At 71.5% G+C, this 15,134-nt stretch carries 16 protein-coding genes and 1 pseudogene; 5 read left to right on the forward strand and 12 right to left on the reverse strand.

Annotated features, from left to right (window positions below; all coding sequences use genetic code 11):
* Positions 1–351: 351 nt before the first annotated feature.
* Both ACZ3TI_RS39715 and ACZ3TI_RS39720 read right to left on the reverse strand, forming a co-directional pair.
* Positions 352–1,425: a HEAT repeat domain-containing protein gene (locus ACZ3TI_RS39715; protein ID WP_465735288.1), complete on the reverse strand. Its 1,074-nt coding sequence runs from the start codon at positions 1,423–1,425 to the stop codon at positions 352–354.
* 85 nt (positions 1,426–1,510) lie between these two features.
* Entirely contained in the window at positions 1,511–1,705 is a 195-nt protein-coding gene (locus ACZ3TI_RS39720) for a hypothetical protein (RefSeq protein ID WP_465735289.1), read from the reverse strand.
* Positions 1,706–1,974: 269 nt separating this feature from the next.
* Here ACZ3TI_RS39720 and ACZ3TI_RS39725 point away from each other — a divergent pair, with 269 nt between their 5' ends.
* Positions 1,975–2,379, forward strand: coding sequence for a peptidase inhibitor family I36 protein (locus ACZ3TI_RS39725; RefSeq protein WP_465735178.1), 405 nt, complete (start codon positions 1,975–1,977; stop codon positions 2,377–2,379).
* A 110-nt stretch (positions 2,380–2,489) separates the two neighbouring features.
* The gene (locus ACZ3TI_RS39730) at positions 2,490–2,729 is read left to right on the forward strand and encodes a hypothetical protein (protein ID WP_465735315.1); all 240 of its coding nucleotides are present in this window, start codon (positions 2,490–2,492) and stop codon (positions 2,727–2,729) included.
* A 137-nt stretch (positions 2,730–2,866) separates the two neighbouring features.
* Here ACZ3TI_RS39730 and ACZ3TI_RS39735 read toward each other — a convergent pair.
* The 3 genes and pseudogenes from ACZ3TI_RS39735 to ACZ3TI_RS39745 all read right to left on the reverse strand — a co-directional run.
* A pseudogene (locus ACZ3TI_RS39735) lies at positions 2,867–3,276 on the reverse strand (MFS transporter); the annotation flags it as partial.
* Positions 3,277–3,378: 102 nt separating this feature from the next.
* Positions 3,379–3,597 carry a hypothetical protein gene (locus tag ACZ3TI_RS39740; protein WP_465735313.1) on the reverse strand — a complete coding sequence of 73 codons (219 nt, stop codon included), beginning with the start codon at positions 3,595–3,597 and terminating at the stop codon, positions 3,379–3,381.
* Between the two features lie 458 nt (positions 3,598–4,055).
* Positions 4,056–4,268, reverse strand: coding sequence for a hypothetical protein (locus tag ACZ3TI_RS39745; RefSeq protein WP_465735291.1), 213 nt, complete (start codon positions 4,266–4,268; stop codon positions 4,056–4,058).
* Positions 4,269–4,784: 516 nt separating this feature from the next.
* Here ACZ3TI_RS39745 and ACZ3TI_RS39750 point away from each other — a divergent pair.
* Positions 4,785–6,617 carry a flavin monoamine oxidase family protein gene (locus ACZ3TI_RS39750; RefSeq protein WP_465735293.1) on the forward strand — a complete coding sequence of 611 codons (1,833 nt, stop codon included), beginning with the start codon at positions 4,785–4,787 and terminating at the stop codon, positions 6,615–6,617.
* A gap of 194 nt (positions 6,618–6,811) precedes the next feature.
* On the opposite strand, the gene ACZ3TI_RS39755 is transcribed toward ACZ3TI_RS39750, so the two are convergent.
* Positions 6,812–7,423, reverse strand: a complete 612-nt coding sequence (locus tag ACZ3TI_RS39755; RefSeq protein ID WP_465735295.1) for a hypothetical protein — start codon at positions 7,421–7,423, stop codon at positions 6,812–6,814.
* Positions 7,424–7,464: 41 nt separating this feature from the next.
* Positions 7,465–7,911: a hypothetical protein gene (locus ACZ3TI_RS39760; RefSeq protein WP_465735297.1), complete on the reverse strand. Its 447-nt coding sequence runs from the start codon at positions 7,909–7,911 to the stop codon at positions 7,465–7,467.
* Between the two features lie 191 nt (positions 7,912–8,102).
* Between ACZ3TI_RS39760 and ACZ3TI_RS39765 the strand changes: the two genes are divergently transcribed.
* Complete coding sequence (locus tag ACZ3TI_RS39765; protein ID WP_465735299.1) at positions 8,103–8,708, forward strand: 2'-5' RNA ligase family protein; 606 nt, start codon at positions 8,103–8,105, stop codon at positions 8,706–8,708.
* Between the two features lie 472 nt (positions 8,709–9,180).
* On the opposite strand, the gene ACZ3TI_RS39770 is transcribed toward ACZ3TI_RS39765, so the two are convergent.
* From ACZ3TI_RS39770 to ACZ3TI_RS39780, 3 genes are all read right to left on the reverse strand, one after another.
* Positions 9,181–10,137, reverse strand: a complete 957-nt coding sequence (locus ACZ3TI_RS39770) for a poly-gamma-glutamate hydrolase family protein (RefSeq protein ID WP_465735301.1) — start codon at positions 10,135–10,137, stop codon at positions 9,181–9,183.
* 295 nt (positions 10,138–10,432) lie between these two features.
* The gene (locus ACZ3TI_RS39775) at positions 10,433–11,962 is read right to left on the reverse strand and encodes a hypothetical protein (RefSeq protein WP_465735303.1); all 1,530 of its coding nucleotides are present in this window, start codon (positions 11,960–11,962) and stop codon (positions 10,433–10,435) included.
* 837 nt (positions 11,963–12,799) lie between these two features.
* Entirely contained in the window at positions 12,800–13,093 is a 294-nt protein-coding gene (locus ACZ3TI_RS39780) for a transposase (protein WP_465735305.1), read from the reverse strand.
* Positions 13,094–13,408: 315 nt separating this feature from the next.
* Between ACZ3TI_RS39780 and ACZ3TI_RS39785 the strand changes: the two genes are divergently transcribed.
* Entirely contained in the window at positions 13,409–13,996 is a 588-nt protein-coding gene (locus tag ACZ3TI_RS39785; protein WP_465735307.1) for a restriction endonuclease, read from the forward strand.
* A gap of 58 nt (positions 13,997–14,054) precedes the next feature.
* Here the strand turns inward: ACZ3TI_RS39785 and ACZ3TI_RS39790 are convergent, their stop codons facing one another.
* Both ACZ3TI_RS39790 and ACZ3TI_RS39795 read right to left on the reverse strand, forming a co-directional pair.
* The gene (locus ACZ3TI_RS39790) at positions 14,055–14,564 is read right to left on the reverse strand and encodes a hypothetical protein (protein WP_465735309.1); all 510 of its coding nucleotides are present in this window, start codon (positions 14,562–14,564) and stop codon (positions 14,055–14,057) included.
* Between the two features lie 110 nt (positions 14,565–14,674).
* Complete coding sequence (locus ACZ3TI_RS39795; protein ID WP_465735311.1) at positions 14,675–14,923, reverse strand: DciA family protein; 249 nt, start codon at positions 14,921–14,923, stop codon at positions 14,675–14,677.
* Positions 14,924–15,134: the final 211 nt, after the last annotated feature.

Genomic DNA, 15,134 nt, shown 5'->3' on the forward strand with positions numbered 1-15,134 from the left:
CTACACGGCAGACTGCCGCGCGTGACCAGCACGAGCACCGGGGCACGGAATCACACCAGGCCCGTGACCTGCCACTTCACGATGCACACCACTCACTGAGCCCGCTCTCGATGCCCACGAGTGGCACCATAGGCTCTGGACCAGCATCGTCTCCAGTGACACACGGTCCAGGTTTGCTGTCACAGGTCATGGTCGGCTGGCAGGTGCAACACGACCGCAACGCGCCGGCCCGCCCGGCCGCCGCGTTGCATCGCTGACCTGCGAAAACCCCCGGCGATCCGGGCCCGCGGGGCAGCGGGTTGCACCCTGTGTTGCACCTGGCCTGGCCGCTGTGACCTGCACTAGGGAGTTTCACCGGCCCTCTGGTGAGCCTCCCGCCCCGGCCCTGGTGAAGTTTCGGTCGGATGCCGCCCACGGGTCGTCATACCCCGCCGGGTCAGGCCTTTCGGGGTGAAGCATCTCTCGGACACAGCGCCGCAGCCCCGTCTCGCCGGATCGGCCGACGGCAGCCATCCAGGGCAGGGCTTCCATGGCGTGGCCGCGCTTGTCGGTGGCGAGGTCGTCGACGGCGACGCGCAAGTCCTCGGGAGCCGGTTCGTCGGTGAGGCAGAGCCAGCTGATCGCGGCGGCCAGCCGGACTTCGGGCGCCTGCTTCCGGTCCCGCAGCCGATCGCTCATCCACGTGGCGGTCAGCACATCGGGGTGGGCGCGGGTGGTCTCGGCGATGGCGAGGACCAAGGCGGCACGGACGACCGGGTCCTGCTCGACGGCGAACCGGGTGCGAAGAGCCGAGCGGACGGCCTGGTCGGGGTCGGCGGCGGTGGCCAGTGCGTAAGCGGCGTGGATGCGGACCGTCGGGTCGGGGTCGTCGAGAAGGGGCTCCAGGAGGGCCGTGTCGGCGGTGATCGCGGATCGGGCGGCGGTGACCGACCACCCCGCGGGGTAGCCGGTCACCTCGACCCCGTAGTCGTCGTAGAGGCCGTCGTCGTGGGTGTCGGCACGGTGGAGCAGCAGTTCCTCGCGGGAGGCGACGCCGAAGTACCGTGCTCGGGCCGGGGAGGAGAGTTCGGCGAGCGCGTCGACGCGGTGGGCGTGGCGGGTGTCGGCAGCGATCCGGGCCAGGAACGGTACGGCGAGCGCGGCGGCGGCCCTCGTGTCGTTGGCGCACATGCCGTCCACAACGCCTGTGCCCGTGCGAAGGAGCGCGCCGGTATGCAGCAGGTCGACGGCCTCTCTGACACGGTCTCCCTGCGGGAAGTGCTCCCAAGGGATCTCGTCGAGCAGGAAACCGTCCTTGGTCTCGGGCCGGATGGCGGCCACCACAGCGCGCACGTCGAAAGGACCGCCGACGAACGAGGCCAGCTCCGCCCCGTCCACCAACGCCCGGCACATCGCGAAGGACGGATCGGTCCCCCAGTCGCCCACGTCGCACCATCCCACCGCTGAGTCCGATCAGAGCCGATCATGCACGAACAGACCGACATCCGTGTCGACGAACTCGGTTCAGCGGTCAGCTGCGGCTGGCCAGGTAGGTGTTCCAGTCGCGGCCGGCGCGGCGGGTCCATTGCAGGGCGCTGGTGAGGCTGATGCCGAGGAGGGAGCTGAGGACGGACGGCGGCAGGTCGGCGGCGAGGGTGATGAGCGGACCATCGGTCGGCTGGACCGCACCGCTCCCGGACGGCCCCTGGGGAGTGGCCGGGCACATTGCCGCCGAGCACCGACCGGTCCGGCCGATTCCGCACCCATCGCTCCACCGGTGTCAGGCCGGTGCGGCTGGTGTTGTCTTCGAAAGGGAGCGCCCCTCGGATAACTCCTTCGTGTGAATCCCGAACCCCGGCCGCATGCCGAAACGATTCGGCTGGACAGGTCATTCGAGGCCGTTCCTACTCTGCCTCGCCTGCCGCACAGCGACGCTTGGCACCAGGCCACCGCCGAGCCGCACGAGGACTACCGAAGGGAAATCACATGCGGAGCATGCGTGTCCGTACGTCGTTGGGGTTTGCCAGTGGGGCCGTGGTCCTTGCCACGGTGCTGGCCGGTGCCGCGCCTGCTGAGGCCGTGCCGGCGCAGCACCGGGACAAGATCGCGTGCCCGCGTGGGTTCGTGTGTATCTACCCGGAGATCGACTTCGTGGGGCAGCCGTACGTCAAGCGGGCCGTCGACGGGAGTGTTCGGCATCTGCCGGACTACATCCGGGGGGCGGGAAGCTCGGTGATCAACAACTCGGGCCGGACGGCGCGGGTCTATCAGAAGGACAATTACTTCGGCCGGCACGTGTGTGTGGGAAGTGACGGCGGCTCGATCCACGACCTGCGCTCGTACCAGCTCAACGACGTCACGCACTCGTTGAAGATCAACGACACGCCCTGCGGTGCCTAGCCGGGCGGCAACCGGGCAAGCCGGTGCGAGGAGGACCTCGGCTCTGCGAGGTGTGTAGTTGGACCAGGACCGTGGAGCGGTGGTCGGGCCCGGAGCGGGCGGAGCGCGTCGTGGAGCGGGAAGTTCTGCTCCCCATCCCGAGCTCGTGCTGCACGGTGTCCTCGATCGCCTCGGCGACGGCGGCCAGCTCGAGCAGCCGGTACGCGGTCGAGCGGCCGATGTCGAACTCGGCGAGCGCGTACGCCGAGGTCCACACCTTTGCCTGGTGGGCGGCGCGGATCCGGCGGGCCAGGACCAGGACGGCGGTCCGGACGTCCTCGATCGCGGTGCGCAGCCGCTCGGTCAGCTGAAGTTTCCGGGGCGTCCGCGAAACGGGAGAGCCTGGGACAAGCCACGGAGAGTGAGCCCCGGCCCGGACGGTAGGCTCGCACGCAGAAGCGGGATCTACCCTCCGTGACGCGCCCCGCTCGCCCGTCCCGACCACCCCGTAGGCCGTGGCGGCCGTGTCGAAGAAGAGTCCGCCGAGGCCGAGGAGGAAGGCGAGGGCCGCGAGCAGGGAATGCTCAGCACGTCGAGCGCGGCCGCTGCCGCCGGTATCGCGAGCAGTACCGCACGTGCCGCGTCCGTGACCCACATCGTGCGCCGACGGTCCCAGCGGTCCACCAGTGCACCGCCGAGCACCCCGAAGAGCAGCCACGGCAGCGTTCCGGCGGCCGTGACGACGGCGAGCGCCATCGGATCCCGCGTCAACGTCAAGGCGAGCAGCGGCAGCGCGACATGCGACACCCCGTCACCGAGCGAGGAGATCGTCTGCGCGGTCCACAGCCGTTCGAACCCACCGCCAACGCGGACACCAGCGCCGCCGCGACATCGAACACGCCGCCGGACGGGCGGTATCAGGGCTGCTGAGCCCTCTCAACGATGGCGACGAAGCGTCAACCACCAACAATGCGCACCCGCGCGACGCTGGAATCTCCCGGCGTCAGCCGGGAGAGGACGTCAATCGAAGAAGTCCCGTACCACCCGCTCGGCCGCCTCGTTCGCGGCCGCGTCAGGCGACAGCTCATCGAGCGTGTCCAGATCCGTGTCCTCGCTGAGTTCGGCCTCCCAGGCCGCGGCCAGTTGCTCCTGCCGCTCGCGTGGCTGCGCCTGCACCTTTTCGAGGCTTGCGGGGCTGAGGGCGGCGAGGAAGCGGTGGAGCTCGTCGTCAGCGGGCATAGGGGCCTTCCCGGGAACGGGGTTCGTGTTCACGTGACACATGGTCATCGGTGGATATTCCAGGGGACAGGCGCAATGCGGGGAGTGGAGGCGGGAGTCACCCGAGCGCAGGCCCGGCCGCCCCAGCGGACAAGACAACGGCATGCCCTGGGTGATCCGCATCCCCTGGGTAGGAGCCGTCGCCGCGTGAGGCCCGCGTCCCACGCTGCGACGGCACGTCCGCGGCAGCGTGGGACCCTCTGCTGCCCGGCCCAGGTTCAGCGTCCGGCGTTGAGGTATTCGAAGCTGCAGGATCCGCAGGTGCAGCCGGCCGGGTCATCTCCGCTCCGGACGATCCGTGGTGGGAGGTGCGGGCGCTCCGCCCCAACGAGTTGTGATGCCCTGAAGGGGGGCGGTGGGAACGGGCGGCTTGGGTCCGACCGGCAGTTCCTGTCACGCGCTGGCCGTCTCCTCGACGGTCAGGGCGGTATCCGCTCCGCATCCCGGTGCCACGGCATCGCCGCGCCTGCCCGGCCACGTGCGCGCTGGTGCTGCCAATGGGAGAAGGTTGCCGGTCGAATGTCGAGTTCGTCGTCGGCGACTCGCAGCCGGTAGCCCAGCGGCGTGGCCGCGAGCCGGTCCCCGTCGCCGTCGGACAGCACGCGGCGAAGCCGGCCCACCAGGTCGTGCACTGCCGCAGCGCCGGACTCGGGCAGTTCCTCTCCCCGCAGGGGCGTCCTGGAGCCGGTCCGTGGCGAGTGGCTGGTTCGGGTGCAGGAGCAGGACGGCCGGGAGCGAGCGGAGCCGGACACCCCGGACGGTGCGCTCCCCGGTGCCGTCCTCGACCCCCGGCTCGCCGAGTACGCGAAAACGCATCTGTTTCGCCCAGCGGCCGCGGCTGGCACCGGGCCGAAATGATCTTCGGCCGATGAGAGTGCCGCCATAGGCGCCCCCGTGATGCTTGTCCACAGCGCGGCGCGAGGGGGATGGGTGAAAGAAACTCCCTCCGCAGGCCATGCCCTGACGGTTTGTCGGCGAATGGACGGGCAGTGCCGGGAGGCGCCGGCGGGAGCTGGGGGCGACCGCCCCCGGCTTCCCCTGCAGGATCAGGTGACCGGTGCGGGTGATCTTCGCGGGGTCGGCGTTGCGGCGTGCGGTGGTTGGACGTTGCTTGGACGGTGTCCCAACTGTCTTTGTCAGGAGAGAACATGAGTCAGCCCGTTGCGAACCGGTCCGGCGAGTCGAGCGCCGTCCTTGGGCAACCCAGACTGGGGAGGCGCGCCCTCCTCGGGTCGGCCGCGGGGGCCGCGGTCGGCGCGGTCGGCCTCGGCACCCGGGCCGCAGGGGCCCCGGTGCCCGCGTACGCGCCGAGCGTCGGCCCAGTGGCCGACGAGGCGGTCAGCCGTGCGCTGGCCCGCGAGATGCTCATGGTCGGTGCGGACGAGCAGACCGACCTGACCCTCGAATACCTGCGCATCCTGATCGACGGCCAACTGCCGCCCCGCACGGACCGGAAGCGAGTGCTGGTGGTGGGTGCAGGCGTCGCCGGGTTGACCATTGCGACGCTGCTCAAGCAAGCCGGTCACGAGGTGACCGTCATCGAGGCCAACGCCAACCGGGTCGGTGGACGGATCAAGACCCTCCGCGGCATCTTCGCCGATCCCCGGCTGCACGCCGAGGCCGGCGCCATGCGCCTGCCCGACTTCCACCCGCTCGTCCTGGCGCTCGCCGACAAGCTCGGTCTGAAGCGGCGGCTGTTCTACAACGCCGACGTCGCGCCGGGCTCCGGCCCGACCGGTGCCGTTCCGCCGGTGAAGTACCGCTCGTTCACCGGGGAGACCTGGAGCAACGGCCCGGCCCGGACGTTCACCCCGCCCGCGGCGTGCTTCCGCAGTCTGATCCACGTCAACGGCACCCGGACCACCCGTGCCGCGTACGCCCAGTCGCCGGCCGCGGTCAACCGCTCCTTCGGCGCCCGGTTCGACTCCACCACCGCCAGTGCCCTCGACAAGACCTTCGAGCGGGTCTCGGTCCGGGACGACGACATCCGCCAACGGCTGGACGCCTGGACCCACATCTTCTCCACCTACGGCTACCACTCCACCCGCCGCTTCCTGCGTGAGGAAGCCGGCTGGGACCCGGCGTCCGTCCAGGCCGCCGGCACCCTGGAGAACCTCACCTCCCGGCTGCACTACTCGCTGATCCCCACCCTGATCGACCACGCGGTGATCAGCCCCACCAACCGCTACTGGGAACTGGAGGGCGGCACCGCCGTGCTCACCGACGCGCTCGCCGCCCCGCTCCGGGACGACCTGCGCCTCGGTCGCAGGATGACCCGCCTGGTGCAGGGCGCCGGCAAGGTCACCATCGAGACGGTCGCGGAGAGCGGTGACGAGGAGTCCTGCGACGGCGCTCCCGTCGCTCCCACCGAGACCTTCGACGGCGACTACGCGATCGTCACCATCCCGTTCAGCGCGCTGCGGTTCTGCCGGATCGAGCCCCTGATGTCCTACCCCAAGCGCCGGGCCGTCGCGGAGCTGCACTACGACTCGGCCACCAAGGTCCTGCTCGAGTTCCACCACCGGTTCTGGGAGGAAGGCCCGGACGGCTTCACCGGCGGCGGCTGCGTCAGCGACAGCCCCAGCCGCTTCACCTATTTCCCCTCGCACGCCCCGGAAGGCTCCGCGGGGGGCGTGGTACTGGCCTCGTACACCTGGTCGGACGACGCGGCGCGCTGGGACTCGCTCACCCCGGGCGAGCGATACGCCTTCGCCCTCGACGACCTGGAGCGGCTCCTGGGACCGCGCGTGCGGCGGGAGTTCACCGGAGTCGGCGCCACCCAGTCCTGGGCACGCGCCCGGTACGCCCTCGGCGAGGCCGCCATCGTCACCCCCGGCCAGCTGCACGAGCTCCACCCGGCCACCCGGACCCCGGAGGGCCGCGTCCACTTCGCCGGCGAGCACACCAGCCTCAAGCCGGCCTGGATCGAGGGCGCCCTCGAGTCGGCGGTCCGCACCTTCCTGGAGGTCCACCACCGCTGAGCGCGAGCGGGCCGCCGCCGGGGCCACTGCGCCGCACGGTGGCGGCCCGGACGACGCCGAGGACGGCCCGGACCGCGGTCGTCCTGGCAGTCCGCGGTGGCGCCGCGCCCAGGGCCGCGGGCAATACCGTCCCGCGGGCCCGGTGCAGCCGAGGCGTTCCGGGAGCTCGTTGCTGCGGGCCGGTGTCGACGAGCTCAGCGCCGCCAGCGGTAGAAGGCGTCCCATTCCTCGGTGATCCAAGTACCGTCGCCGACTGGCATCACGTGGTCGACCTCGGCCATCGGGTAGTCGATACGGCCGTGCAGGGCGCCGGTGGCGGGGTCGGCGAGCCAGTGGCTGCGCTCCCTCCAGCGGTCCCTGCCGAACACGTACACCGCCGCCTCGTCGTACGAGTTGTAGAGCGTCACCATCGCCGTGCCGTCGTCCACGAACCCGCTGGAGGAAGAGATGCGCGGGTCGTCGTGCACCGAGCAGTCGCCGGTGCCGGGGGCCGGGAAGTCGCTCAGGCTGAGCGAGGCGGTGACCTGGTACGTGGGAAGGCTGTGCCAGCTGACGTCCCGTCCCCTTCGGTCGACGGTCATGCAGCGGGCGTTCCTTGAGTCCGTGCCCGGGTACTCGCGCTCGTTCAGGAGCAGGGCACCCCGGCTCTGCGGCAACTGCCCGCCCAGCACGATGGCACCGGACTTCCACCGGGCCTCGTAGTGCGTGGCCGCCGTCCGTCCTCCGGACACCGTCACGCCGGAGATCTCGTCGTTCTCGTCCCAGAGCAGGCTGACGAACCGCTCGTAGCCGCCGCACGGGAGCATGCTCCGTGCCAGTACCGTCCCCTCGGCGTCCAGGGTGAGGATCAGGGGCTGTCGGGCAGTCCGGAGGGGAGTCGCAACCAGATCCGGAGCTCCTGATCGGCGTCGTCCGCCGAGGAGCCGCCGGCGGCGGGGCGGGGTGCGGCGCCGGTCGTCGAGAATTCGAGGTGACCCCAGCGGCGGACGTCCCACGTGCCGTACGGCTGTTCCCACAACCTCGTGCCGTCCGGGGCGACCGCGACATATTCCGTCGCGGTGCCGAAGACGGCGAACGACAGGTCGGGAGCCACCCACTCCCGCGGCCACCGGTTGGGTGACGGAGCCGGGTACTCGGCTGCCAGCTCCGCCTGTTCCTTGAGTTCGTAGATGCGCAGCGACCCGGCGCTGCAGACCTCCAGACGGGGAACGGGGCCGGTGGGGTCGAGGATGGTCCGGGCGCCGTCCCGGTCAGGGATCGGGTACTTGGCCACCAACCTGGGTGTGATCGTCATACTGGCATCCTTTCGCGGCGAGCCGACAGCGCGTTCGTGCGCGGCGGGACCGCGCCGGGCTGGGTCGGGACGGTGGAGTCCGCACCGACGCGCTCGACACCCCCCCAAGAATCGTGCGATCGCCGAGACCCCACGACGACCACGCGGCCGCCTCCACGGAAAGGGCCTTCCCGACCCCTCACCATGGAGGGGTGGACGGACACCCGATCGACGTTCCGGGCGTCCTGGACGTCGGACCGACACCCCAGACGGCGCTTGCCTGGTTGCCGCCGGCGGAACTGTGGCGGGCCGTCCAGCGGATCAGGGCGGAGCACGATCCGCAGATCCGCCGATGGCCGCCGCACGTCAACGTGCTGTTCGGCTTCGTCCCGGAGTCGGACTTCGGGCCCGCGCTCCCGCTGCTGGGCGCCGCCGCGGCCGAGCACGCCCCGTTCACCGCGCGTCTGCACGGGGTGCGTCACTTCTCCCACCGCCACGACGCCACGGTCTGGCTCGACCCGGCTGGTGGCGGCCCCGGCCCGTGGTGGGCGCTGCACGGTTCGCTGGTGGAGCGCTTCCCCCGCTGCCGGGGTCGGGCGGACGACTTCACGCCCCACCTGTCCTTGGGGCGGACCCGGGACCTGCGTCGGCTCGCGCCCCAGCTGGCCGCCCGCCTGGGCACCACCTCGGCACGGGTCACCGAACTCACCCTCCTCTCCCGCCGGGGCGACGGTCCGATGCGGGCCCGGTTCACGGTCGAGCTGGGCACGGACGAGGTCCGGCCGCTGCCACGGCTGCCGGACCTCGGGCCCGCGTGACGCCGGCGCCGCATTGCCTCCGTGGTGGACGGCGGTTGCCTGCGGGGCCGGACCGGTCCTCGCGGCGGCGGCCCCGCGACCGATTTCGGGCGGCATCTTGCTCGGCGGGCTCGGGCTGGTGTACAAGCCCGCCGACCTGGACGGACACCTCATTAAGGTCCCGGGGCGGGGACCTTGACGTGACCATCCGCGGCCCTGTGCCACCGAGCCACGCGCTGACCCGAGAACTGCGGCGGTCAGCGGCTGGGTCCGGCAGCGTCGGCGGGCCTTCGAGATCCGGGCGAGAACGGCCGTCGTCTGGGGCCGGGTCAGGCGCGCAGCCAGGCGGTCAGGTGCTCTCGGACGGCCTCGGCGACCCAGGCGCGGACGAGCCCGATGGCCAGCCGGTCGCAGACGGCCCCTTCGAGCTTGGGGCGGTCGAGCGGTCGAGCGGTCGAGCGGTGGCGCGGTGGCGCGGTGGCGGGCCGGAGGGCTATTCGGCCATCGGGTCCGGGCCGGCCGGGAGCCAGGTCAGGCCGCGCTCGTGGCGGTCGATGGCGGTTCGTACGGAGTTGACGAAGCCGTTCCAGTAGTAGGCCTGGTCGACGCCCGCGCCCGCCGTGTCCCGGCGGCCGCTGGCCGAGTCGAACTTGCCGAACATCGCCGCGCGCAGGTCGGTGGAGAGCTCCAACTGGGCGCCGCCGCCGCTGTAGGTGCGGTTGACGATGTTCGCGGCGTCGTCGCCGTTGATCGCGGAGCTACCGCCCGCGATCTCCACCACGACGCGCCGGGCGGAGTCGGTGAAGGTCCTGGTGAGGGCGCCGTACAGGTTCTGCTTCAGCCGCGCGTCGGCGCCGCCGATGAGGACCTTACGCAGTGGTGCGGTGGTGTGCGGGGAGCCGTCGAACGGGTCGTAACCGTGCAGGGAAACCGCATACTTGGCGCCTCCGACGACGGACAGCGCGATCGGGTCGTCGCAGTGCGTCGAGGTCACGTGCATCTCGTTGTTCGGGGCACTCACCAGCGCCTCGAACATCCAGTAGTCGCGCGCCGGAATGCCACCGCCGAGCGGCGTCAGCCCGGTCGGGGGCTTCGCCGGGTCCCGGACCGTCGCCGCGGCCATGCTGTAGCCGGCGATCGTCATGCAGAGCTCGCTCGTACCGGCCTCGATCGCACCGCCGTGCGGGGCGATCACGGCGGTGAGGGGGAGGGCGGGGGTGAAGTCGCGGTAGTTGTCGAAGGGTTCGGCCCGCCCGAAGCGGCGCACCCAGTGCTCACCCTCCAGGTAGACGCCGCTCGCGTACAACTCGGTGTTGGAGCCGTACTTGTCGCCCCCGTCGCCGGTGGCGGCGGAGGCGCTGCTGCCGCCGCCCGCCAGCTCGGTGAGGAACGGGACGCCGACTGCGGCCGCCGCGAGGGTGGTCAGGACTGCGCGTCGTGAAGTGGTCATGTTGACGATCATGACCGACCGCATGACGGAACGTCAGGCCGGGGTGCCCCTGATCCGCCGGAACGGCGTCAGATCCTCCCCGTTCGAACTGGCCGCACCGTCGGCGGTGGTGCCCGAACCTCCTCCGGCACCACCGCCCGGGTCGCTGACGCGGAGGCTCAGCCGGCCGTTCCTCGCATGCCTTGCCGCCGGCCTGGTGTACGGCTTCACGGGCGCACCCGCCGGGCCGGCCCAGTGCCTCGGTGGTCGACGCGCCGAGCCGGCCGGGCCGAGCCACCCAGGCCCAGCCGTTCGGTCAGCACTTGGTGGGCTCAGCGGCGCAGTCCGCCCAGTGAGCCGGATCGGTCGCCCCACCCAGGTCGTACACGGTCCGCTGCGCCAGGTGGGCCGGCAGGGCCTCGACCGTGAACGGCTTGCCCCGGTCGTCCACCTTCGCGGTGAACTTGCCCTCGGGAGTCAGGTAGTCGACCTGAAAGGCCCAGGAGCAGATCTGTCCGGCGACACCGCCGACCTGGACGGCGATGTCGCCGGGCGTGGTGGCCTGACCGAGGTCGAGCTTGTGGTGGGCGAAGTAGTCCGTGTTGACCGCGCCCCCGTGGTCGTCCAGCTCCACGGCGGGGGTGCCGGGCGGTACGGCCAGTGACAGGAAGACGTTCGGCACGCTGCCCTGGCCCGCCGACGGGGCGTGCACGGAGCTGACGGCCGAGCTGGGTCTGCAGGAGACGTCGGTTATGCCGATGCCCTCGATGGTCACGGAGGAGGAGCGGTCGCTGGTGAAGTGCAGCCGGTAGGTGTCACCCCCCACCATGCCCTGCTTCTCCTGCTGTTCGATCGCCTTCAGGGCCGGGTCCCGGGTGTCGGCCGTGACCAGGGGCGGGTCGCCCTCGGGCAGCAGCCGGGCGCCCAGCGGCTCCAAGTAGGCCCGCACCCCGGCGACGTCCTCCGGCTTGAACCGTGCGAGTCCCGCCTGCTGCGCCCGGGTGAGCGGCCGGTCCAGCACGAAGGTCCACACACTGTGGCGACGGAGGTCCGGGCCGTCCACCAGCACCTGGAACGGGACGGTCCGTTGGTCGACGGACTTCTCCGCCTGCCGCTGGACCGCCGCGTCCCCCACCGCCGTCCGGCCGCTGTACCAGTGCTGGCCCACCACCACGGCCGCCGCGAGCGCCAGCGCGAGCACGGTGCCCCCGGCGGCGCGGGCGGGCGTGATCCGGCGCCCGGGGCCGCTGCCCGCTCCGTTGTAGTAGGTGACCGGCGCATTCACGTCCCGGCCGGCCCGGTACCGGACGGTGACGGCGCTCGCCGCCCGCGCCCGCAGCTCGGCCACCTCCCACCGCAGCGCCCCCAGCTCCCACTGGTCCTCCGCGAGCTGCTCCCCGTGCTCCGAAAGCGTTGCCTCGGTCCACGCCAAGGCCTCGGCCGCCGCAGCCAGCCGCCGATGCACCTCAGCAGCGGCGCGGTCGTCCCGGACCTGGGCGATCTCGCTCCGCAGCTGCGCCAGTTCCTCCGCCACCCACGCCAGCGGCCGCGCGGCATGGGCGGCCCGCGTCAGCCCCTCCAACTCCGCCTGCGCCTCGGCCCGCGCCTCGCCGCCCAGCCGCTCGGCGACCATCGCGAGGAACCCGGGCACCATCTGCCGGGGAGCGGTGATCCGCAGTCTGGCGTTGAGGAACTTGCTGTACTTCTCCTCCGACCAGCCGAGCTGGTGGGCCTGGTCCTTCTGCAGCAGCCCGGCCTCCCTGAGCCGCCCGGACCAGCGCTTGAGCGCCGCCGCCAGGGCGAGGTCCGCCTCGGACACACTGCTGCCAGGATCGTTCTGCCGCACGGCCACTCCCAGAATTCAGGTTGGCCAAGCTTTGACAACTCTTGCCCCTTTCCGCAACTCGCCTTGTCCGGTTCGGTGTTGACCATGACTCAGAGAACACCGAGGCGTCGGCGGCGCCAGGCCTCGCGACCGCCCGCCCTGCTTCAGGCCGTCGGAGCCGTTCCGCTCCTGACGTGGGCTCCCTGGTGGTGCGCCGTCCTCGCCATCATCTGCACGACCCTGCTCGGGCTGGCGACCACGCTCTTCCCCCAGGACAGCGCAGACCGCCGCGCGGTCCTCCAGGCCTGGACCGATGCCCAGCGACGGCGCGCAGGTGGCGCACCCGAGACGCCTCCAGCGACCCGCGCCGCCAGGCCCGCTTCACCGAGTAGCAACCGCGCGGCTCCCGCTGCCTCAGCAGCCAGCCGGGCCCGGCCCCGTACGAGATCGGGTTCCTGAGCACGCCGGCTCGATGCCCCGCGCACAAATAAAGCGGGGAGCCGTGCGGGCGCGACCCGCCCGGCTCCCCGCAGAGGCGAACTCGCAGCGCACCCGTCCGCGCGGCTTCAGCGGCGTGGCCGGGGATTCCGGGGCCGGGAGGCGGTGGCCGGCCAGCTGTGGACCTGACCGAAGCGGCGCACCCACCACGCCAGCACCGTGCCGGTGTCGGGTGAAAACTGGTTCTGGATCAATTTCCGTGCTGGAGCCACGGAGCGTCACCGAAACCGCGATCATGAACGATCGTGGCTGACGATCTCCTCCAAGACCTCTGGCTCCACCACACCGCCTATGTCTCGGTCAACACCCTGACCATCCGCGCCGACCGCGTCACCGTCCACGCCGCCACGACCGGCAGCCTCATGCCGCGAGGAGGACGCGTTTGCGCAGGAGGTCGAAGCCGGCGCGGCCGAACATCTGGCGCTTGATCATCTTGATCTTGTTGTTGTGGCCCTCGACCGCGCCGGAGCCGTAGCTCAGGGTCAGGCCGGCAACGACCGCATCGAGGTCCTGCAGGAGACCGTTGGCGAAGCTGCGAAGGGCCGGGACCTGGTCCTGCTGGACGTGTGCGATCCAGTCCTTGAGCTCTCGTCCTCGGCGGTCGTTCATCAGCTCGGCGAAGGCCCTGACGTGCTCGGCGGTGGTGGCCAGCACCGGGACGCGGGCCAGGATCGATCGCCTCGAGCGGCAGGATCAGCGGCTCCTCCGAGTTCGCCCCGCCCAGCACCGCCGTCTGGATCCGCCGCTTGTCCGCCGCCAACACCGACCCCCAACGGTCCGACCTGCATGGACGCTTCATCGTGCCACCAAGAGCAGCCCGCTTGCGGGACAACGGCCCAACTCTTCCCGGACTGAGCAGCCACCCGCAGCGGTCACTGACAGGCCGCCACGGCCCGATGGCACCGGTGCGGTGGCCCGCGTGAACGTCCCACCGGGTGGGCAGCAAGAAGAGCGGCGAACAGCGGGCCGATGAGGGGGACCAACATGGTGGTGCTGGTGATCGTGCTGGCAACGATGGCCGCGGTGGCACTCGTCGTCACCCTGGTGCGGGCCGGACGCCGGGAGTCCGCCGCTGAGCAGGTCCGCCTCGCCGAGGACGCCCGCCTGGCCGGGCGCCGGTCCATGGACGCCATCTGGGCCATGGACGACCGCCAGTTCGAGGAGCACGTCGCCGCGCTGTGCCGGCGCGACGGCTGCACGGGCGTCCAGCGCGTCGGTGGCGCCGGCGACCTGGGCGCCGACGTCACCGCCATCCTGCCCGACGGCCGCCGCCTCGTCGTCCAGTGCAAACGCTACGCAGCACATCGAACGGTCGGCAGCGGCGAGGTCCAGAAGTTCAACGGCACTGCCCGCCTCCACCACGGCGCGGACGTGCCGCTGTTCGTCGCGTCCTGCGTCTTCACGAGGCCGGCCCGCACCTTCGCCGCCGGGCAGCAGATCACCCTCCTCGATGTCGACCTGCTCGGCTTCTGGAACAACGGCACCCCCCTGTCATCGCTCCTCGAGCTGGACATCGCCCGCTCCGGCACCAACCGCAAACTCGGGCCGGCCAGCTGAATCGCCCCCCACCCCTGAAGTTGATCGCTCCCCGAATCCAGCCGAGGCCGCCGCGGTTCTACTGCCGGAGCGCAGGGCCGATGCTGTCCTTCCAGAGGGCGTGGGCGCGGTCCAGGTGCAGCAGCGCGATGTACCACCACAGGGTGTCGTTCGCCGCGTCGCCGGAGGTGGTGCGGCGCGCGGCGTTCTGGGCTTCCTGCAGCGTGCCGCTGACGCGCAGCCATGCCGGGGCCGTGGAGTCCATGGCGACGATCTGGCGGCGGGCGGTCTCGGTGGCCGTCTCCCAAAGCGCCTGCAGGCTGTATCGCAGGGTGCGCTCGTCGCCTGGCTCGGCTTGGACCGTCGGGAGCGTGGGGTCGACGGCGCTGCGGCCCCAGGTGTTGATGCTGTGCGCGATCAGGGCGAGAGTGTCGCGGCGGAGCGGTACGTCGGCTGGGGCCGGTCGCGGAGGGGGGAGGTGGGCCGGCGTGTTCGGAGTCAGGTCGAGGAAGCCGGCTTCGGCGAGCAGTCGGGCAACCGGCAGGCAGGTGTCCTCGCGGCGCTGGAAGGGGCAGTGTTCGGGCCGCATCGCTCAGTCCTTCGGTTGGCCGGGCAGGTCATGCTAGCCGCCGGCTGCTGGGACCCCGTCCGCGGGGAGACTCGCGGGTCCGTTCGGTGCCGGGGTTGTCGTTGCGCCCGTCAGGGCTGCCCGGCGACTTGGGCGACGATCCCGGCGACCGCCTGGGGCGTGCACCGATTCACCCGGATCGTGAGCGGCTGCTCCAGGAGGCGGATCTGGGTCTGCCAGGCCTGGGTGGAGCAGGCGAGGTGGAGTCGGCCCTGTCCGTCCAGGCCGAGCGGGGTGACGTTCCGGGCGACGTCCTGGCCGGCAGCGGAGAGCCACCAGCGGTCCAACGGGGCGAACCACTCGGGTGTGTGCAGACTCATGCTGTTCTCCGATCTTCCTCGGCCCAGGGCGCCAATGTTCTGCGTACCAGAGCCGGGACCGTCAGCGCCAATGCGCCCCCGGACACGGCACCCCCACCCCAACGCCTCGGGCCGGTTAGGCCGTGTTTTAGAAGGCGTTGAAGGTGTTCCTGGTTGGCCGCCCGGGGAAGTCTCGGGCGGCCAACCAGAGGATGAGGTCGCGAGCGATCGT

Source organism: Kitasatospora sp. NPDC023120 (genome assembly GCF_055560835.1).